Origin of the sequence: Citrobacter sp. BIDMC107, from assembly GCF_001037575.1 — a bacterium.
Classification (GTDB): Bacteria; Pseudomonadota; Gammaproteobacteria; order Enterobacterales; family Enterobacteriaceae; genus Citrobacter; species Citrobacter freundii.
The window spans coordinates 2,096,840-2,116,297 of the sequence record NZ_KQ089848.1; the positions used below are offsets into that span (position 1 = coordinate 2,096,840).

Consider the following 19,458-nt stretch of genomic DNA (forward strand, 5'->3'; position numbering starts at 1 on the left):
ACGGGCGGCCAAAGCCACCCGTTTTGAGGATCTTTATCGAATAAAAATCAGATAGCCCAGCCGCCCGCGTAGAAGGCCACCAGCGCGATAGCGATAACCACCGTGCCGATGTTCAGCTTGCGCCATTCACCAGAGACAAGACGGCCAATCACCAGGGTAGCAAAGCCAATCATAATGCCGGTAACGATGTTACAGGTCAGCACGATAAATACGGCCGTTACCAGACCAGCCATTGCGTCAACAAAGTCAGCAAAGTCGATTTTCGCAACGTTGCTCAGCATCAACAGGCCCACATACATCAGTGCAGGCGCCGTTGCGTATACCGGTACAAGATACGAGAGCGGAGAGAGGAACAGGATCAGCAGGAACAGGACGCCAACGGTGATCGCCGTCAGGCCAGTTTTACCGCCTGCCGCCGTACCCGCTGCGGATTCAATGTATACCGCCGCAGGAGCAGCGCCCACCAGACCAGAGAACACGCTGCTCAGGGAGTCGGTGGTCAGCGCTTTGCCGCCGTCGATAATCTGTCCGTCTTTATCCAGCAAATTCGCCTGTCCGGCTACGGCACGAATGGTGCCGGTCGCATCGAAGACGGCGGTCATAACAAGCGCCAGCACGCTCGGCAGAACGATAGGATTCAGTGCGCCCATAATATCCAGGCTGCCGATCAGCGAGTTGCCGTTTTCGTCGCTCAGAGACGGCATGGCAAAAATACCGGAGAAATGCACGGCCGGGTCGGAAATCAGGCCAACAATGGAAATACCGATAATAGTCAGCAGGATGCCGCCCGGTACTTTCAGTTTTTCGAGGCCAATAATCACCGCCAGACCAACCAGCGACATAATCACCGGGAAGGTATCGAAGTCACCCAGCGCAACCGGCAGACCGTCCAGCGGATTCTTAATCACCAGACCAACGCCGTTTGCCGCAATCAGCAGCAGGAACAGGCCGATACCGATTCCCGTACCGTGCGCAACGCCCTGCGGCAGATTGCGCAGGATCCAGCTACGAATACCCGTCGCGGAAATGATGGTAAACAGGACGCCCATCAGGAACACCGCGCCCAGCGCAACGGGCACGCTGATATGTTGCCCCAATACCAGGCTGAATGCGGTAAACGCCGTCAGAGAAATGGCGCAACCAATCGCCAGAGGCAGATTTGCCCACAGGCCCATCACAATAGAACCGATGCCCGCGACCAGACAGGTTGCCACAAATACAGCGGCAGGCGGGAATCCGGCTTTACCCAGCATCCCTGGAACCACAATAACGGAGTAAACCATGGCGAGGAACGTCGTTAATCCGGCAACGACTTCCTGACGAACGGTACTGCCGCGAAGCGAAATTTTAAACCAGGCGTCGAGTGAACCGCCGGTACGCGCTGAAGGCGTAGACATAGAAAACATCCCCTGAGAGTTTATTTTTTCGTCATTATGCGTGCTGGACAATCCACTGCCTGCTAAACGTTTTCTCCATGTGCCAGGTTTGCGTCATTAGGGGTGTCGCAAAAAAGCAAACGTTTAGCTCCGCGCATAAAAAACGGGTGGTAAAAAAAAGCAAACGATTATCCAGCGATCATACGCCGGTTTTCAACTGAACTTTGCCGCTTTTTACTCATTTCTTCTTATAACGCACAATAAACAACCAGTCGATGCGCAAACGTTATCGTCAATGCGCAATCTGGTAACAAATTTCGCCAGATTGTCGCAACAATCGTTCTTATTTTTCGCGCAAACTCGCGCAAGAAAACCGGTGAAGATGCGGTAAATTTTTTGGCTAAAAAATCATCGTTTCACTGGCAAATGGAGGGAGGTAGCTTACACTTACATTATCAACACAGGCCGGAACCTCCCCTAATGTGCTCGACTGAGGGGTGTTGATGTCGGGGGAAACCCTCCCGTGAACCAGCGGGATAGAGTGAAAGACAAAGACCGGAACCAAACTAAAGCGCCCTCTGTGGCGCTTTAGTTTTATACCCGTCATACTTCACGTTGCAGGTGTGTTGGCTGCGTTTACTCACCCGAATCACTTAGTTTACTAAGCTCATCGGGATTCGTGCTCTTGCCGCCTTCCCACAACGCGAATTATTTAGGGTATATATCCGTCATATATTTAAACCAATCAATCATCTTCCAGCAGACGCGCCCCGGTTCCTTGCTCGCCCAACTGATCGCCTGGGTTACGCAACGGGCAATCGCTGCGCGACAAGCAGCCGCAACCAATACATCCATCCAGCTCATCGCGTAGCGACACCAAAGTATGAATGCGTCGGTCCAGCTCTTCACGCCATTGCGAAGAGAGCTGTTTCCACTCTTTAGCGCTAAGTGAATGTCCTTCAGGTAATACGCCCAGCGCGTCGCCAATCGTTGCCAGCGGGATCCCAATACGTTGAGCAATCTTGATAATCGCCACGTAACGCAACACATCACGTTTGTAGCGACGCTGATTACCGCTGTTGCGCATGCTGCTGATTAACCCTTTGCTTTCATAGAAATGCAGGGTCGAAACTGCCACGCCGCTACGCTTTGCAACTTCACCTGGCGTGAGCAGCGCTTTTATTCGGGGTAATTTCTTTTCCATAAATCGCTTTACCTCAAGTTAACTTGAGGAATTATACTCGCCCACAGACAAAACGACGAATCGAATACTGAGAAAGAGGCAGCCCTATGTCCCATCAGCAGATTATTCAGACCCTTATTGAATGGATTGATGAACATATCGATCAGCCGCTGAACATTGAGGCGGTTGCGAAAAAATCAGGTTACTCGAAGTGGTATTTACAGAGAATGTTCCGCACGGTGACGCGCCAGACGCTGGGTGACTACATCCGCCAGCGACGACTTCTGCTGGCGGCGGTTGAACTGAGGACGACTGAACGACCTATTTTCGATATCGCGATGGATCTTGGTTATGTATCGCAACAAACCTTTTCGCGCGTGTTTCGCCGCGAGTTTGATCGTACCCCCAGCGATTACCGCCACCGCCTGTAAGCTTATTGCCCGCTCTGCGTCAGTATGGCGGGCGACCGTTGTATCCAGTGCATGAACTCCTGCGACGGCAGCGCCTTCGCAAAATACCAGCCCTGACAATACTGTACGCCGCGTTCAAGCAGCCATTCGATTTGTTCCTTCGTTTCCACCCCTTCCGCAATCGTCTTCAGGTGTAAGCTTTGCGCCATCTCAATAATATGTTCGGCAATCAAGTGACTGGTGCTGTTAGTGGACAACGTGCTAATAAACGATTTGTCGATCTTCAGGATATCGACATTCAGCGCTGATAAATTATGCAGATTGGAATATCCCGTGCCAAAATCATCAAACGCCACTTCATAACCCGCCTTGCGGAACGCCTGGATTACTGGGGTCATTTTATGTACATCTATGAACCCCCGCTCCGTCACTTCGACTTTAATTTGCTGGGCCGCCACGGAGTACTCACGATTTTTGTCGTTAATCAGAGCAATCAATCGGGATGAATGAAAGTCAGAAGCGGAAAGGTTAATCGAGATATAAAGCTGAGGATGCGCCGAAAGAAAATACCCCAAATCGTTGAACACCTCTTCAACGACATAATCCGTGATCCGCTCAATCATTCCCTCTTTTTCAGCCAACGGAATAAACTCCGTCGGGCTCATCACCTCACCTTTACAACCCGGCCAGCGCAGCAGAGCTTCAGCACCAACACATTGTCCATTCTTAATATCAATGATCGGCTGGTAATGCAGGCAAAGCTGACGTTTTTTGATCGCGCGTTTTAGTAAGCGCCGGGGAGATAAGTATTCCTGGCGCGTGCGCCACCACATTAGCAGTATCAGGATGCTGCAGATAATCCCGAAGGGAATGGTTAACGCCGCCTCGTGATAAAAAATCTGACTTACGCGGTTGTCTGAGGTCGACACAATGATCGCAATTGGGCGTTTTTCTGAATGCACGATGGTGTAAAAGCGATCGTCTTGTTGAAAGGTCGAGGCTTCACCGCGTACGAGAGGCGCGAATTGCGCAATATTTGCCGCTTCGCTGGCGGAGAAAAACGTATCTGTTACTGTGTCATATACGCCCCAGGACAGATCCGGATCATCTGACATGACTTCGCTGTAGGATAATGGATTTATGACTGCGACGTAGTTCCCACGTTGCATGTACGTCATTCTGTAGCCAGCGAAAAAAGGGGTATCGCGGTAGTAATAGATGGCGATATCCGGCGTACGTTTATAGTCTGCGGTCGGCATAATATAGGTAACGGGTGGCACCATCGACGTAGAGCACAAAAAATGATCGCCCTGCGCATAAATTAGCTCGCTGATATATAAACGACCGCGAATAATATTCAGCATACTTTTCTGATGTGCCGGGGTACACATCTTACCCTGATACAACTGGGCCATATCACGCGCCAAATCGGCTTGCAGGATTACCAATTCTGTTTTATTTAACACCAGTTGAGCAAATGAGCGAAGTTGATTACGGGTTTCGGACATAGCCCGAATTTGAGCAAACCATAATGCCAGCACCACGGGGAGCAATACCACCATGAATGTTCCCAGCAACTTCAGCAGCTTGCGTCGCGCACTGTGATTCATGTCAGCCTTATGTCCCTGTTTTGTCTATGCCAGTACCTGTCACGGCAGGATGCTATAAACACCAGCTAGTTAACTTGCATGAATCTATCAGTATTAGCAACAGACGTCTCTATGTAAAAGTCTGATAATAGTTGATGATGATATTATTTTTCCGTAAGGCAAACTTAAAGTTACGCTTATTTCACAACGTTATTATCCCTAAAACGTAAATTTTTTATGAGCACTATCCTGGTTGCATTTAAGAAATTCATTAAATTTTTTTAACACAAAATTTAGGATAAATTAAACCGGTGGTCTAAATGCACCTTTAAGATTGATTATTTAGTGTCAAAAGCCTTTTTGAATATAACCACACATTAAGAGTGGTTATGATCCTGTAAAAATAACGTCCAGTACTGGTGAACAAACGAGCACTTGTGATATAGTTCACAAAAATCATGTAACAGAAACAATGTTTCATTCATGTTATTGCCCGTCGATAGCCAGAGTACTACACCCTCGGTGAACACCCCCGCGCTGTCCTGGGCATCCAGACTTTCTGAGGACGTTTTTCATGGCAACGATAACAACTGGCGTGGTTCTTCTGCGGTGGCAATTACTCAGTTCAGTGCTGATGTTTTTAGCCAGTACGCTCAATATCCGTTTTCGTAAATCAGATTATATTGGCCTGGCCGTCATTAGCAGCGGTTTGGGGCTGGTTTTTGCCTGCTGGTTTGCGACTGGATTGCTCGGCATAACCCTGGTGGATATGTCTACTATCTGGAAGAACATTGAAACCGTGATGGTTGATGTGATGAGCCACACACCGCCAGACTGGCCGATGGTGTTGAACTGATAACAACAGTGTGTCCGACCAGAATATACCCGGTCGGACACGGTTTTAAGCAATAACGATTCTACTGACGTTCCGGTAACCGTTTACCACTCCATACGGAACCCTGCGTTCACCTGCCAGTTCATATCAATGTCGCCTCCAGCCGATCTTTCCAGGTCAACATACAGTCGGGAGTTATTGTTCTGAGTGAGGTGGATATTGGTACCAATACCGTAGTTAATCCACGAGTCACTTCCTCCCTCGCGAACCGTCATGGACGCGTCTTTACCCCACACAGTGACATCACGATCGCCGGCAAACTCATGCAGCAGATCCAGCTTCACATAAATGTCGCTGTCCGGGCGTTCTTCAAATCGATAACCTCCTCGCAATCCGACACGACCGATCACGCTATCGATATCATTCTGACGAACCCGTAGTCCGCTGCTGGTGGTATAACGAGCCTCATACAACCGGGTATACACGAGCTGCGCTTGCGGTTCGATGAAAGAGGATTCTCCCAGACTAAACTCACGACCGTATTCTGCGCTGGCGCTAATTGACCACGTACTGCTATCCGCCACCCCCATATTGCCGTACACATTTCGGTAGTTAAAATCACTCTCATGGCGGCTATATTTCAGCACCAGATCCAGGTAGTCCTGTTTCTCCGGACGGTTCCATGCAGCATAAAGTGAACCACCGTAGCTCTTGTTATCACCCGTGCCATAAGTAAAGTCAGCGTTACCTCTCATGTAATGCGCCGCAATGCCTCGCGTCCAGACTGATTGTTCACCTTCTTCTTTATTGTCATAACCAAGTTGCCAGAAGCTGTACAGGTTTTTGAAGTAGCTGCCATTATCGCTTTCCATTTCGCCGCCTTTATAGCGTATCCACAGACCATTTTGCTGTTGGTTCTGGCGTAATTCCCCTAAACGCTTATTCAGGCTGTCGATTTCAAGACGGGCGGTGGCCGCCGCGTAGTTTAACCCAGTATTGGCAATTGCGGTGTTGCTACCCGCACTGGCTTTCGTTGAAACCCCCGTGATATACCAGTTTGTGCCATACTGGCTTACCGGATCGCCTTCCCGAATATCAGAACGCAGTAGCGGTTTATAGTCGTATACATACTCGTTAGTGATATCGATTTTATCGTACGCTGCGAACGTCACATTGCTGGCGGCATCGGCAACCCAGATATCTTCTTGCAGATTGCTGAGCTTATTAATATTTAACGCCTCAATGGCATGAGTTCCCCCCGTGCTACTCTTAACGACCTCGATAAAGTCGCTCCCATTACGCCGCTGCTCATCGGTTTTATTTGTATTTACATCAATCAGGAAAATACCGTTGTTGCCTTTCAGATCGTGAATCTTCACGGTTTCGTTGATACTCTGATTGGTATGCAGGTTAAAACCATGCAGGTTTATCGTCCCGCCGTCTTGCAAGGTAATGGCGCTGACCTGAGCGTCTTTGCCATCCGGGATCCAGTAAGCATTATTCATCAGCGTCAGATTCAAATCTCCCGCCCATTTACCGCTGGCAGTTTCCAGGAAGTTCGCTTCATGCCCATGCCAGAATGACTCTGCACCATTGAGAGTAATATTCATCTGGCTGGTATTAGCATATATTTTATCGCCGAAGTCGATATTTCCTAACAAATTAACCTTGTGCTCACCTGACTGATTAATATTTACGACACCACCATCTTTAGCACTAACTGCATCACTTTTTGATGAGCCATCAGGATAACCACTATTGTTCTCCAGCAGTTCTTTGAAATTACTGGCGTATGTATTAATGTAAACATCGCCACCGTTAGCTGTAATAGTTGAACCTGCACCGCGCGCATAGACTCCATTATTTGCCAGCGTGGCGTCTTTCCCCTCGTTGCTGTGTTCAACCTCTGAACGAATGTACACATTACCGTTTACAGTGATATCCGCACCGCTTCCCGTATACAACGCAGTATTGTTATGTGTATACTTAGAGCCAATTAAGAAAGTGTTTTTCAGGCTAAAGTTATCGACGGTGACGTTGGTGTCCTGACCTTCGGCGGATAAGCCAAAAAAGGCCAGACCGGCGCGGTGTTCCTGTTGCGTAGTTCCGCTAATATTCACGTTGTAATTGCCAATTTGATAATCTCCCGCCTGGGCTTTGGTGATACTGCCAATCTTCACCTCAAGGCCATTACCTTCACCTCGCACAGGGTTATCAATATTTACCGTGATATCATAGCTTTTATCATCTGCAATCGTATCCTGAATGATGATCCCTTCCTGACCACCATTAACATCTATATAATTTAGTTCATAGTTTTTTGCACTCGCAAATCCGGCGCAAACCAACTGCGCTGCGGTAAATGATAGTGCAAAAGGTATTATTGCTTTCGGGTTTATCTTCCTGTGATACATAGTAAGCTCCATAACAAATAGTTTACCAACGCACTTATTAACACCCCACCAATAAAAAGCAGCCAATAATAAATATATTTTCATCAATGAAGAATTGATAAGCTAAAAGCATTATTTAAAGCCATGCATTAATTTGTCAATATTTACCACGCAGCAAATTACATTTTTTTTCTTTAAATTAATTTAATATTGCTCTCCAAAAACTATCTCAAACTGAAAAAATCAAAAGTGCAATATAAATCCATTAGTTATTATCGTCATTTTTAATGTTATCATTCGGTAATACCTACATTGATTTTCATTCCCTGTAACAATCAATAAATATTATCGAATATTAGCGTAAATCATTTCGTATTAAATGAATAATAAAGCTGCGATGATAAACCAGAAAATACCGAATAATTAATTCTGAATAAGAGATGTAAAAAAACCCCGTCGCAACGGGGTTTTTTTACATTAGAACGTTAATGCGTTCAGCTATCTTAAAAAGGTTCTAATTACCTGATAGTGGAAAATAAAACAAAAAATATAATAATTTCATATTGTTATATAATAAGTTATTAACTATGTGAAGTTTTTAGTAAAAAATAGCCTTTATTACGACTAAAAACTTTACTTTCCTCTCTTGGCTGTTGCTCACCGCAATCATTCCAATTTTCTGGAATTAGTCTAAAAGAGAATCAGAGCAACTCTTTGCCTATTAGCAGCCTGAAGTCAACTCTGTTGTGAAGATTAACCTCATAAATTCCCTCAATAAGATTTTCAAGGGAATATTTAACCAGTTCCGCTGGGCCAATAATGATACAGCCATTTTTGACTTCAATATCAATAGCATCGCCGATACTGAAGCCAGCTTTTTCCATAATTGCTTCTGGTATTTTGAATACCGGGCTATCTCCGCATTTCTCAATAATTGTCTGGATCATTGGAGCTCCCCCGCTAGTACCATCACACATCATTTCTATAACTATACTTATATATCAACAACTTATATCACATGATTTCAAACCATTTAGTACGCATCATTCCACTAATCAGTATTAGTAAAAATAATTCAACTATCTTTTATTAATAGATAATTGATACATCCCGCTACAGCACATCGTCCGAACCAAATAGTATCTAATTGATTAGAAATGATTTTAAGTTAAAACAGATGAAAAAAGTCAGATGTGCTGTAGTGGGAAAATGATTTTTAATGGAGTGGCTTGCGGTGCCGAAACCTCCTGATCGATCACCATTTAACAAATGAACATCTACACAAACTTACAGACAGGCTCAAAAATTTGTATACATAGCGCAGTTGAGGTTAGGATAATCAAAGCTTCCCGCCTCCGGGTTGCTACTTACCAAAAATACCAAAGCGGGGTGCTACCCCCGCTTTTTTTGTATCTGGTACTTATTCAGTAACCGTGACTTTCGGCCCAGTGACGCGCAGGATGCTGAGTTAGCAATAGAGCTTATGCTATCCAAAAAAACCATAAAACCCGACAATACTGATAAGGATTGAGCCCCCCTGAAAACAGGGCCAGGGTCAACTTCTATTTCATCGTGCTCACGGTTTGCCATGTGCAGAGGGAACATCAGAGTCTGTCAAAGATTGATCCTTTGCGCGGAACAAAGATTTTCTCATACAGCCGAGTCGCGTACTCGTCCGTCATACCTGAAACATAGTCGCTGATGACCCGCATTTTTTTATCGTCAGCTTTTTCAGCTTCTCTATACTTCTTGCACGTCTCAGCCGGGAGAAAACGTGTGGGGTCGCTTGCCAGCACATTGAACAGTTCTACAATCAGCTTCTGACCTTTGAACTCCAGTAGCTGAACGTTTTCGTGCCGGATCACCTTGTCCTCAACCAGACTGAAAATGGCCTCACGTAGGGCTTCGACTTCGGCAGGTAGTGCCACTTTATAGCGAAGCATTCCGCACTTGAAATCAGGATGCTGCACCTGAAGCGTGACGCTTGTGATCATCAGGTGGACCAGCGTTCCGATGCATTCCTTGCGAAGGTAGCTTCTGCCGAACAGCTTATCGGCTACGTCTTCAGCGGTCAGGTAAAACGAGCTGCGTTGGCATGCTTCAAACAGGTGTGACTTGTCACTGAAGTAGTCCATCCACATGCTTTTGTCGATCATTCTCAGCGAAATCGCGTCCTCAAGATCATGGAGTGAATAGGAAATCTCATCAGCTAAGTCCATAATCGTTGTGTCCAGCGCTTTATATTTCGTTTTTCTGTGCTCAACCGGCTTGGTGGTCTTTCTTCCGGATCTGAATAACAGCGCATCATCATCATCAAAAGGTCGGAGTGCGAAGCTGACAGTATCCGCTTCGGAGTCCAGATAGCATTTCGGGGGCTTAAAGCCGGAGGATTTAAACAGCCATTCACGGCTTCCTGCCTGTGGCTGGCCGTAAGCGCTCTCGTTGACTACCTCAGAGTAGCTTGCCGGGTATTTCAGCACGCCTAGAATAAGCCTGCGCGTGGGATCCAGCCCGTTGGACTCGGTGTACTTATCCAGTTGGGTGAGTATACGCAGCGTCTGTCCGTTACCCTCAAAGCCTCCATAGGCTCTCATGCAGTAGTTAAGCGCAACTTCACCGCCATGACCGAAGGGGGGATGGCCGATATCGTGGGCAAGACAGATAGCCTGCATAAGGCTTGGGTGAGGCAGGAATTCCGCCTCAGTCGCTATCCCAACGGGATAGCGTATATTCAGCTGCGACAGGATGCCGCTGCCAATCTGCGCTACCTCCATAGAGTGAGTCAGCCGTGTGCGGTAGAAGTCGCTCTCGCCCAGACCCAGCACCTGCGTCTTCGACTGTAATCGCCTGAACGCGGAAGAGTGGATTAGTCGGGAAAGATCGCGTTCGTATTCCGACCTTATTTCATCTGGCCTACGGGTATTGCTCCCTTGGCGTTCAGACCAGATCTGTTCTTTGCTGTGTGTCATACAGGCTCCTGTGGGCAGGATATAGCAATCAGCCTGCTTAAGTGCAGACGTGAGAAATGTAAACCCGGGGCTGAGTTTCGTCCCTGTTATTCGGAATGAATCCTCTGTGCCAGCAAACTACCCAGGTTTTATCATCGTTAAAGAGTTCCGGGCGAGCGATCGTCCGTGCTGCACTCTGGAAGTGAAAATGCATCCGTCGCATACATCATTGAGCAGAATAAATTATCTATCACATCTATTCCTGTAACGAGAAAAGTTATTTTTTAAAATCATCACGTTGCTATGCGTTAGTGTGAACAGCTCTGCAATAGAGTTTATAAAAAACGAACTATCAGGTTATTGATTATGTACTTTGTAGTAAAGGAGCGCGAACACCAATATCGATTGAAATTGACATCATCGTCAGAAATGACGATGATTAGTGCATGAGATATCCCGGTGGTAAAGGCAAGTGCTATCAGAGACTCATCAACCTGATGCCAGTGCATGAGACATATATTGAAACCCACCTTGGTGGAGGAGCTGTGATGCGCAACAAACGGCCCGCAGCCCGTAATATTGGAATCGATATTGATCAACAGGTTATTGATGTATGGCGCGGCGGGGATATTCCCTGCGAACTCATTCAGGATGACGCTATAGCGTATCTCAGTACGTTTCCGTATCAGGGTAGTGAGCTAGTTTACGCCGACCCACCCTATGTTCATAGCACGCGTAAACGTAGCAAAATCTATCGTCATGAATATTCAGATGACGATCATCGCCGGCTGCTGCAAGTGCTTGCCAAGTTGCCCTGCATGGTCATGATATCCGGTTACGGAAATACTATCTATGACGAAATGCTCAGCGGATGGCGCTGCGAGCGATTTAACGCCAAGACTCATACGAACGTGCGTGAAGAATGCGTATGGATGAACTTTGATGTTCCTGACAGGTTGCATGACGCGCGATACATGGGCAGCAGTTATCGGGAAAGACAGACTCTGGCCCGCAGACGCACTCGGCTTTATGACCGCATAGAACGAATGGAACCCGCAGAGCGCAACGAACTGATCAACTGGCTGAACGCAACTTATGGTCTGGAGGCTGTATGACACAGCGCGGAGCGGTCTTCATTGGACCGACAATTATCAATCTTGACTTTCCGGCTCCGGAACAGGATATCCTGCCGGGTGTTCAGTGGGGAAGAATTGAGGCGTTCCCATCGCCAGCGTACTGGGCCTATCAAATACTCGCCCGTCGTCTGGAAGTCAACGCCGTCAATTACAAGCTTGGGCGAACGCTCAAAGAGGAAGTGGGTGCCTGCCTGCTGGGTGGACACGGCATACCAGCTGCGATAGGCCTTGCCGCATTCAATAAGCTGAAGGATTGCGGTGCGTTTGATGCTCAGCCACCATCTGAAGCCACTCTTTACGAATGGCTATCAGAGCCCATTAAAACTGGTAAAAAATCAGTACGTTACCGCTTCGCTCGGCAAAAATCGCGCTATCTCTCGGTTGCGCTAAACAGGCTGGATGTAGAGATGCCGCCGACGGATTCGGGCCGTGCTCTCAGAGACTGGCTGACCTCCATTCCCGGTATTGGTCATAAAACGGCATCATGGATAGCACGTAACTGGCTCTGTGCGGATGATGTCGCTATTCTGGACATTCACATCCTGAGGGCGGGACTACTTGCAGGTTTTTTCCCGGGAGACCTTACTGTTGAACGTGACTACCTGAAGCTGGAACAAATCTTTCTGAAGTTCAGTGAAGCTATGGGCGTAAAAGCATCTGAGCTGGATGCGCTTATCTGGTATGAAATGCAGGCCTCTTCCAGTACAGTGTTCAGTCTTATCGAAAACATGCGCGGCCAGCCTCTTGCGAAATTGCGCCCCCGTTCATCGCGAGCCAAAAACCGCCAGTCCGGTACCAGCCAGACGACCTTCCAGTTTTAATCCGGAGCACCAGTCATGGCCTGTAATGCCCAGCGGGCAAAAATTGCATTCCAGCGCTTCGGCAACAAGCGCCATCTGCCCTACAAGAACACCGGAATCGCGCCAAACAAGGCTATCAGCATCTGAATATTTTGCTGACGTTTTTCCTGGCTCAGCGATAAGTCTGACAATAATTCCGCTCTGGATATCAATTACCGGCAAAAGCTCATCGCGTATTTCGAATCGGGTCTGCTCAGGGATCCGAAGCGGTGCCAGCGCATGCATGTCAGGCAGATACAGCTGCCACCCATCCCGTTCAGGGAGGGAAAGAACAATGTGAATAGGATGTATGGCCCCGGCGGAGGGCACGGGGCGTTGAGTTAGTGGAAAGCCATAGCCTGAATGTCCCACAGCCATCACTCTGCCGGTTAGCCATAGCCAGTGAGATAGCTGGACCTGACTGACGTGGCTGAAGTTTCGCTGTGTTCTACGGGTTTCGATCACGTCATTCAATCCGGGAAGCACTGCATTCTCCGAAGGAGGCGGCAGAAAAAACGGATCTCCGGCGGGCCAGTTAACGGGTTGATAGCTGAGTGGCTGTTCACGGGGAACAGGACTAGCGGGAACGGTCCAAGTCATATCCGACATCATCCAGAACCTGAAAATACTTATTGCACCCCCGGCAGTTGCCGCATGGGATGTTTGCCTTATGGCAGCTATGGGCCCAAGCGAGGCCACCTGGCGTAACATCTGAAATTCTGATCAGCTCAGAGGTTGATAACGTAATTGCCGGAGCTTCGACAACCATGCCTCCTTCCTGAAACGACATAAGCTCACTGATTCTGCTGATGAAGCCTATAGTACCATCTAGATGCGTTTCATCTGACTTCACTGTGCCGATCCACAGGTGCGTGACGCCAAGCGTTATTGCCTTCATGGCCGCCAGAGAGATGAGCATCTGGTTACGATACGGCCACCAATCGCTCGATGGTGCATTCGGATCCGTAGCGGTACCAGCCATATCTCCTGATCCCAGCGAACGGCAGTCAATGCGTATAATGTGATGCTCAATTCCAAGGGTCTCACAGGTGGCAGTGGCAGCTTTAATTTCGGCATTGGCGGCTTGCTGACCGTAGTCGAGTGTCAGTGCTATATCCGGGCGTTTCCACCAGGCAATAGCAATGGAGTCCATTCCGCCAGAAAGTAAGAGTGCGGTTTTCATTTTTGAGCGGCCACCCAGAGCGTTTTATAAATTGCTGTGACGTAATCTTTGCTCAAGATACATCCTGATCCTTCCATCATTTTCTGATCCTCTTCCGATTCGTTCTCGGCATAGAACACCACCGGAGTGCCTAGCGCCCGCGCGTAACCGACTTCATAGATGGTGCCGGAGTCGAGCGCATCGCCTATTGCAAAAACGATGTCGGCCTGCCGTATCGCATCAAGATCCTTTTCGACTACTTCTTCTGCGGGTCCGTGTCCAACCATGTGATAGGGGGAAAAAACGTCCAGCCCAAGATCGCTCAGGTTCCGTCGCGCTTGCTCAACAAGCCAGAGCTGTGCCAAGGTAAAGAAGGGGCCAGCCAGATAGACTTTTCTGTTGCCACCCTCAATAAACGCCTGAGAAAGCTTGATGGGGCTGGGACTGAAAGCAGCCAGCCCTTCTGCTGAAGGAAAAAGCCCACTTTCGCAGTAACATGCGGTGGCAAGTGAGGCGTAATTCGCAGCATCGTGGGCTGTTTTTTTGTTCAGCATCCACTCACGGGAAAAATAGGCTACGAATGCGTCACCAGAGCCAATTTTGTTGACCCGACTTGTCTCATAGGCAGGGATATAGGATATGTTACCTTTATCGCAGATGAGTGCACCAGCTGGGCCCTGCTTGATAATGATGACTTCGGCATGACCGCTTTCGTAAAGAAACTCTGCATGCTCTCTGTCGGATAATTCGCGCTGGCCACTGAGGGACTTCGCCTCATAGCGGTTAAGGATCAAAGCGAGGTGCTTTGCTCTGGATCCGTTTGCTGTGAATGGCTCCGGGTTGGTCACATTCTGGGGGTCATATACTGCGTATTCCGCGTCTATTACAGCGGATCCCTCCAGCATTCCATAGCGTAGAACACAGGGCGCTTTCACTGTAATGACCGGGTAAGGGGTGTCCGGGTAATTGAAAATTCGAGGTTCCGCCAGCCCATGCTCATAATGGAATATGACGGATTCACGTACTTCATTCGTATGAAGCGTGAAGTTTTCAAAACAGGCGCGTTCTCGAAGAACCGAATTGACTATTTCATCAGCGTAGGTGTACAAATCAACGTTTACACCGAGCGTTGCCAGTGCTGATGCCGCCCTTCCCGCTGAACCGTAAACCTGGTGATTTCCTGGATGAAGGCTAATTTCATGATATGTACCGCCTGCAATAGTGATGATCTCCGTACTGAACGTTTTGCTGTTGCTCATATCGCGTACACACTGACCCTGACCTGACCACCATTAATGGCGGTTACTTTGGCAACGTAGGTTGTACCATTACTCATACAGTCACGGAGGCGCTGGATGTAGGGAGAAGCGATACCCCCAGCCTGCAAACCGTTGTGCATAGCAACCGTTAGCAGAGTTCCGTTTGAATTGATTTGCATAATCCCCATAATCACGCCGACTGACAGCTGCGCTACGACCTGCGGATCGGGCGAACTTAGCTGAGTATCAATCGTAAGTTTTTCACAGGTCACTTCAAAATCATCCTGACCGAACTGGCCGCCAAAGCTACCCCCACCAGAGCCTGACATAGACACCTCGCGTTACAATTATTAATATATTTGATATTTGTATATCAATAAAATTTGTCGGTGTATAGAAAAATTGTTTGCTTTATGTGCAGGTATCAGGTGTTATTTTTTAACTAACATTAATCATGATTTGTCTTGATAGTCATCTCGGTAGTGTCAGCCTAAGGCCCTTCGAGCAGACCTCGTCGTGAGGACAGAAAGTGCCTATAATTACAGCACCGCCTCAATTAATTTATTGAATAAATTGCCTTTTACAGATAAAGCAATCGTTCTTCGGGATAAAACTTCCGTTGCCCTAATTAAACATGTATTCTACCCGGCTGGGCTTTTTCCAGCGAAAAAACGCGGAGTTAGCACACATGAAGCGGAAAAACAGAGTATTCACCTCCCTTTCGCGCCGTAAACGCCGCGCTAAAACCCGAGAAATCAAAAACCTTATCCACCGTGAACGGCATCGCTGTGGTGGTATATTCTATGACGAGTGCGATATAGATGAGGCATTTGCATGCGGAAACTGGAAGTGGAGCGACATACTTTTCTTGGGAAGAGACTCTGCGGTTTTCTGGAATGCGGAGATAATTACGGCCAGTGTAGAATTTAGTGATAGAGTCGAATCAATCGCATTCAATGAAGCATGGTCGATGCTGGATGATGGCGAACGGTTCTGTGATTTGTGCAATAAACCAGCACTCTCCGAATTCGCAGGGCTGACATGGATGGAATATATTGAGAAGCGAGAACAGGAAATAGCCCGAGAAAACCCACCAGTAGTTCACAGTGGTTATCGTATCCTACCCGGCTATGCAAATGGTATTGGTTTGCAGATTATCGTTGATGTTGATGTTTTGAGCCGTGACGTCATTGAATCCGCTATCGCAGATTTCATTACGCGAGGTGAGCGAGAATGGGTCTCGAATGAACCAGCGTACACCAAGGTATTTCAAGAAACTTCCGCTGTAGATTAGAAGGAAAATATCGAGTCTTGAGAGAAAAATACCATTACAGATAAAGTAGTTAATTAAATTATAAGCATCCCGGTAAGCCAACACATAATATGTATATTGAGAGCTTTAACGAAGATTTCGCTACGAATATCTGAATGAACGCGGTTCAATGTTATTGTACATAAAATGATTAATGCATGATGACAATCACCGACAACACTCAGCGCTGGATTCTCTGCCCCTCCTTCTAAATTTTCAGCAGGTTGGAAGAACATAAAAACCTTTCGGAACAGCGTGAAAAAAAATCAGAGCTGCTCTTTACCTGTTGGTAAACCGAAGCCAATTTTTGGGTGAAGATTAACTGCGGAAATTCCTTCCAAGAGAGTATCCAAGGAATACATTTTCAGTTCCGTATGGCCAATGATGATGCAACCATATTGGTCTTTAATATCAATAACATCATTTGCACCTAAGCCAAATTTTTTCATACCAAACTCCGGGACTCTAACCATCGGGCTGCTCCTCCATTTTTCAATAATAAGAACCATTATAGCCCCCTCATGGGTATCCGCATACAGAGTTTCGATAATCCTGCAAGTGTAGCAGTGAGCTGAATCACTGGACTAAAAGTCATATAGGATCCCTCTTGAGCACATCCGTACAATAATGCTCACATATCATTGATTAAAATATATTTTTAACTAAAACTGAATACCAGACGTTGATGTGCTGTAGCGGGGTACTTACAGTCTGATTGATGTCAGCTTTGTATAAAATAAGCGTCAAAGATGGTTGCCAGAACAGCCAAGGTTACTGATGATTACGGGTGTAAGAACCATCGAATTACGTGCTGCATTATGGTCGGAATTTGATCTAGGTAACGCTTCCTGCTGAAAGGATAAAAATGCGCAGGCTACACCTTGTGCCTTTATCGACTCAAGCGTTAGATTTACTCAATGAACTCAAAATGATGGCAGGGAACTATCGTTATGTTTTTCCGAGGCGGAATGATCCGAACAAATCGATGAGTGAAGCGAGCATTAATCAACTAATCAAGCGAATAGGTTATGGTGGACGACCTACCGGCCATGGGTTTCGACATACTTTTTCAACAGTATTGCATGAAGCAGGGTTCAACCGTATTTGGATAGAGTTACAGTTTGCTCATGTTGATAGAAATAGTATCCGCAGAATATATAACCATGCTAATTATATCGAAAGCCGAATAGATATAATGCAATGGCATTCGAATAAAATTAACCAGAAGAATTAATAAATGTATATTAAAAACTTATCAATACGTAATTTTAGAAATTTTCAAAGTACGAAGTTGAACTTTAAGAAGGAATGTGTGAATACGATAGTTGGAGAGAACTCATCAGGTAAAACAAATGTTTTTGAGGCTATGAGATTAATACTAGATGATTCTCTCCCATATTATAAAAGATTCCTTACTGAAAGAGATTTTCACAGAGGATGTTTGCCGGTTTTTGGTCAATGGATATTAATCAGTTTGGAGTTAGGTGACATTTCTGGAGATGAGGAGTCTGAAATTTTATGTCAATTAAATACGACAGTTGATGCGGGTGGTACAGGTCGAGTAACATACATATATCGACCTCAATTCCATATTAGAGAGAAACTTTTTAATTTATCATCTATTGCAGACTTGCAAAAAAGGAGAGAGGCATATGATAAGTTGCTAAAGGAATATATTATTGATAAAACGACCTACGAGGCCTGGACTGTTTATCAAGGAACCTGTGATTTCTCCGATGAAAATGAATATGTCAGGATTGCTGGTGATTTTTCAAACTTCATTTTCCCAAATCCTTCTGTAGAATATATAGATTTATTAGGAAATAGGCAGCGTGGATATAATTTACTAGACCATATTAGTTGCACATACGCAAGGGCGCTGAGGGATGTTGTTAGTGAGTTAAAAAATAATAGATTCAATCCATTCCAAAAACTATTGGATTTCATCTCTAAAGATATTTCAAATGATGAAGAGCTCACAAGTAATATTATAGACGTAAATAATAAGATATCAACAATATCAGAGGTTAGAAAGCTTTCTACAGGTATTCTAACATCCATTACTAATGCTGTCGGCTCTACTTATTCCCCCTTAGTAAATATTTCATCAGAACTTCCTAGTGACGTCAAAGATCTTGTGAAGGTTTTACAGCTCAAAGCAGGAGATTCGTTGAGTGATGGGTACACGGCTGATTTATCCGAAATGAGCTTGGGTGGAGCTAATTTAATATATCTTGCTCTTAAATTGTATGAGTATGAAGAAGGGGTGAGTAAGAATCTATTGTCAAACTTCCTGATCATAGAAGAACCTGAATCGCATATTCATACTCATATTCAAAAAACACTTTTCAGTAATTTAAAAAACAAAAAAACTCAAGTTTTTATTTCCACGCATTCAACACACATCTCATCAGTCTCTAATATATCATCAACTAATGTTTTGGTGAAAAAACTTGGATACACTCAAGCTTGTTCTCCTTCCTCAGGCCTCGATGAACCAACGATCAATAAGATAGAGCGTTTTCTTGATGCGATACGTACAGATATTTTATTTGCTAAAAATGTGATATTAATTGAGGGGGATGCAGAGGAAATTCTAATACCTCATTTAGTAAAAAACTCTTTCGGTGTAACACTGGATGAGTTAGGAGTATCTCTTATTTCTGTGAGAGGAACCGGGTTTGAATTACTCTCATCGCTTTTTCATCCATCGAGAATAACTAAAAAATGCGCAATACTCACGGATGATGATATTAATATCTATAACGAAGATAAACCGGAGTACATCACTCAGGTAATGTATGATGATGCCATTTCCTCAGAAAAATCAGGGAAAGAGAGAGTTGAGGCGTTAAAGTTATTAACTGCAAATAATAATCTTCTCAAAGCATATTTTACAAAACATACCTTTGAAATTGATTTAGGGAAGGTGCGAATAAGCAGGTCATTTCTTCCCAAGCTGACTCGCTGATTAAAATTTCGCGGATCTGGGCCGATTTTTTTCCCGCAAACACAT

General features: G+C 46.0%; 17 protein-coding genes and 1 pseudogene. 7 read left to right on the forward strand and 11 right to left on the reverse strand.

Annotated elements, in window-relative coordinates; genetic code table 11:
• Positions 1-47: 47 nt before the first annotated feature.
• A complete protein-coding gene (gene ghxP, locus SK39_RS09710; RefSeq protein ID WP_048216949.1) occupies positions 48-1,397 on the reverse strand; it encodes a guanine/hypoxanthine transporter GhxP in 1,350 nt (449 codons plus the stop codon).
• A gap of 724 nt (positions 1,398-2,121) precedes the next feature.
• The gene (gene soxR, locus SK39_RS09715) at positions 2,122-2,580 is read right to left on the reverse strand and encodes a redox-sensitive transcriptional activator SoxR (protein ID WP_003031733.1); all 459 of its coding nucleotides are present in this window, start codon (positions 2,578-2,580) and stop codon (positions 2,122-2,124) included.
• An 86-nt stretch (positions 2,581-2,666) separates the two neighbouring features.
• Between soxR and soxS the strand changes: the two genes are divergently transcribed.
• A complete protein-coding gene (gene soxS, locus SK39_RS09720) occupies positions 2,667-2,990 on the forward strand; it encodes a superoxide response transcriptional regulator SoxS (RefSeq protein ID WP_003031731.1) in 324 nt (107 codons plus the stop codon).
• 2 nt (positions 2,991-2,992) lie between these two features.
• Here the strand turns inward: soxS and SK39_RS09725 are convergent, their stop codons facing one another.
• Positions 2,993-4,579, reverse strand: coding sequence for an EAL domain-containing protein (locus tag SK39_RS09725; protein ID WP_003841054.1), 1,587 nt, complete (start codon positions 4,577-4,579; stop codon positions 2,993-2,995).
• A 553-nt stretch (positions 4,580-5,132) separates the two neighbouring features.
• Here SK39_RS09725 and SK39_RS09730 point away from each other — a divergent pair.
• Positions 5,133-5,414: a YjcB family protein gene (locus tag SK39_RS09730; protein ID WP_048216950.1), complete on the forward strand. Its 282-nt coding sequence runs from the start codon at positions 5,133-5,135 to the stop codon at positions 5,412-5,414.
• 83 nt (positions 5,415-5,497) lie between these two features.
• On the opposite strand, the gene SK39_RS09735 is transcribed toward SK39_RS09730, so the two are convergent.
• The 3 genes from SK39_RS09735 to SK39_RS09745 all read right to left on the reverse strand — a co-directional run bounded on the left by SK39_RS09735 (position 5,498) and on the right by SK39_RS09745 (position 10,755).
• Entirely contained in the window at positions 5,498-7,807 is a 2,310-nt protein-coding gene (locus tag SK39_RS09735) for an autotransporter family protein (protein WP_048216951.1), read from the reverse strand.
• 680 nt (positions 7,808-8,487) lie between these two features.
• Positions 8,488-8,733 (reverse strand): AbrB/MazE/SpoVT family DNA-binding domain-containing protein, encoded by a 246-nt coding sequence (locus SK39_RS09740; RefSeq protein WP_048216952.1) that lies wholly within the window; start codon positions 8,731-8,733, stop codon positions 8,488-8,490.
• Between the two features lie 657 nt (positions 8,734-9,390).
• On the reverse strand, positions 9,391-10,755 hold the full coding sequence (locus SK39_RS09745) for an anti-phage deoxyguanosine triphosphatase (RefSeq protein ID WP_048216953.1): 1,365 nt from the start codon (positions 10,753-10,755) through the stop codon (positions 9,391-9,393).
• A gap of 527 nt (positions 10,756-11,282) precedes the next feature.
• On the opposite strand from SK39_RS09745, the gene SK39_RS09750 reads away from it, so the two are divergent.
• On the forward strand, positions 11,283-11,849 hold the full coding sequence (locus SK39_RS09750) for a DNA adenine methylase (RefSeq protein WP_081051437.1): 567 nt from the start codon (positions 11,283-11,285) through the stop codon (positions 11,847-11,849).
• Entirely contained in the window at positions 11,846-12,691 is an 846-nt protein-coding gene (locus SK39_RS09755; RefSeq protein WP_048216955.1) for an 8-oxoguanine DNA glycosylase, read from the forward strand. The genes SK39_RS09750 and SK39_RS09755 overlap by 4 nt, the downstream gene beginning before the upstream one ends.
• Here the strand turns inward: SK39_RS09755 and SK39_RS25695 are convergent.
• From SK39_RS25695 to SK39_RS09770, 4 genes are read right to left on the reverse strand one after another with little or no spacing between them, the layout of a single operon-like run.
• Positions 12,635-13,309, reverse strand: coding sequence for a nitroreductase family protein (locus SK39_RS25695; RefSeq protein WP_223862018.1), 675 nt, complete (start codon positions 13,307-13,309; stop codon positions 12,635-12,637). The two genes, SK39_RS09755 and SK39_RS25695, sit on opposite strands and share 57 nt — an antisense overlap.
• Positions 13,287-13,892: a 7-cyano-7-deazaguanine synthase gene (locus SK39_RS09760; protein WP_048216956.1), complete on the reverse strand. Its 606-nt coding sequence runs from the start codon at positions 13,890-13,892 to the stop codon at positions 13,287-13,289. Before SK39_RS09760 ends, SK39_RS25695 begins: the two co-directional genes overlap by 23 nt.
• Positions 13,889-15,130, reverse strand: coding sequence for a PfkB family carbohydrate kinase (locus SK39_RS09765; RefSeq protein ID WP_081051438.1), 1,242 nt, complete (start codon positions 15,128-15,130; stop codon positions 13,889-13,891). The genes SK39_RS09760 and SK39_RS09765 overlap by 4 nt, the downstream gene beginning before the upstream one ends.
• Positions 15,127-15,459 (reverse strand): hypothetical protein, encoded by a 333-nt coding sequence (locus SK39_RS09770; RefSeq protein WP_048216957.1) that lies wholly within the window; start codon positions 15,457-15,459, stop codon positions 15,127-15,129. The genes SK39_RS09765 and SK39_RS09770 overlap by 4 nt, the downstream gene beginning before the upstream one ends.
• A gap of 359 nt (positions 15,460-15,818) precedes the next feature.
• Here SK39_RS09770 and SK39_RS09775 point away from each other — a divergent pair, with 359 nt between their 5' ends.
• Positions 15,819-16,424: a hypothetical protein gene (locus SK39_RS09775; protein WP_048216958.1), complete on the forward strand. Its 606-nt coding sequence runs from the start codon at positions 15,819-15,821 to the stop codon at positions 16,422-16,424.
• Positions 16,425-16,708: 284 nt separating this feature from the next.
• On the opposite strand, the gene SK39_RS09780 is transcribed toward SK39_RS09775, so the two are convergent.
• The gene (locus tag SK39_RS09780) at positions 16,709-16,951 is read right to left on the reverse strand and encodes an AbrB/MazE/SpoVT family DNA-binding domain-containing protein (protein ID WP_048216959.1); all 243 of its coding nucleotides are present in this window, start codon (positions 16,949-16,951) and stop codon (positions 16,709-16,711) included.
• A 259-nt stretch (positions 16,952-17,210) separates the two neighbouring features.
• Here SK39_RS09780 and SK39_RS09785 point away from each other — a divergent pair.
• Together SK39_RS09785 and SK39_RS09790 are read left to right on the forward strand one after the other, a co-directional pair.
• Positions 17,211-17,676: pseudogene (locus tag SK39_RS09785) on the forward strand (tyrosine-type recombinase/integrase); the annotation flags it as partial.
• 3 nt (positions 17,677-17,679) lie between these two features.
• Positions 17,680-19,413, forward strand: coding sequence for an ATP-dependent nuclease (locus SK39_RS09790; protein WP_082139105.1), 1,734 nt, complete (start codon positions 17,680-17,682; stop codon positions 19,411-19,413).
• Positions 19,414-19,458 lie beyond the last annotated feature (45 nt).

What these genes read in the sequence shown, in the direction of transcription:
- ghxP (WP_048216949.1), bottom strand. Translation starts at nt 1,397, where the DNA reads ATGTCTACGCCTTCAGCGCGTACCGGCGGTTCACTCGACGCCTGGTTT.
- soxR (WP_003031733.1), bottom strand. Translation starts at nt 2,580, where the DNA reads ATGGAAAAGAAATTACCCCGAATAAAAGCGCTGCTCACGCCAGGTGAA.
- soxS (WP_003031731.1), top strand. Translation starts at nt 2,667, where the DNA reads ATGTCCCATCAGCAGATTATTCAGACCCTTATTGAATGGATTGATGAA.
- SK39_RS09725 (WP_003841054.1), bottom strand. Translation starts at nt 4,579, where the DNA reads ATGAATCACAGTGCGCGACGCAAGCTGCTGAAGTTGCTGGGAACATTC.
- SK39_RS09730 (WP_048216950.1), top strand. Translation starts at nt 5,133, where the DNA reads ATGGCAACGATAACAACTGGCGTGGTTCTTCTGCGGTGGCAATTACTC.
- SK39_RS09735 (WP_048216951.1), bottom strand. Translation starts at nt 7,807, where the DNA reads ATGTATCACAGGAAGATAAACCCGAAAGCAATAATACCTTTTGCACTA.
- SK39_RS09740 (WP_048216952.1), bottom strand. Translation starts at nt 8,733, where the DNA reads ATGATCCAGACAATTATTGAGAAATGCGGAGATAGCCCGGTATTCAAA.
- SK39_RS09745 (WP_048216953.1), bottom strand. Translation starts at nt 10,755, where the DNA reads ATGACACACAGCAAAGAACAGATCTGGTCTGAACGCCAAGGGAGCAAT.
- SK39_RS09750 (WP_081051437.1), top strand. Translation starts at nt 11,283, where the DNA reads ATGCGCAACAAACGGCCCGCAGCCCGTAATATTGGAATCGATATTGAT.
- SK39_RS09755 (WP_048216955.1), top strand. Translation starts at nt 11,846, where the DNA reads ATGACACAGCGCGGAGCGGTCTTCATTGGACCGACAATTATCAATCTT.
- SK39_RS25695 (WP_223862018.1), bottom strand. Translation starts at nt 13,309, where the DNA reads ATGACTTGGACCGTTCCCGCTAGTCCTGTTCCCCGTGAACAGCCACTC.
- SK39_RS09760 (WP_048216956.1), bottom strand. Translation starts at nt 13,892, where the DNA reads ATGAAAACCGCACTCTTACTTTCTGGCGGAATGGACTCCATTGCTATT.
- SK39_RS09765 (WP_081051438.1), bottom strand. Translation starts at nt 15,130, where the DNA reads ATGAGCAACAGCAAAACGTTCAGTACGGAGATCATCACTATTGCAGGC.
- SK39_RS09770 (WP_048216957.1), bottom strand. Translation starts at nt 15,459, where the DNA reads ATGTCAGGCTCTGGTGGGGGTAGCTTTGGCGGCCAGTTCGGTCAGGAT.
- SK39_RS09775 (WP_048216958.1), top strand. Translation starts at nt 15,819, where the DNA reads ATGAAGCGGAAAAACAGAGTATTCACCTCCCTTTCGCGCCGTAAACGC.
- SK39_RS09780 (WP_048216959.1), bottom strand. Translation starts at nt 16,951, where the DNA reads ATGGTTCTTATTATTGAAAAATGGAGGAGCAGCCCGATGGTTAGAGTC.
- SK39_RS09790 (WP_082139105.1), top strand. Translation starts at nt 17,680, where the DNA reads ATGTATATTAAAAACTTATCAATACGTAATTTTAGAAATTTTCAAAGT.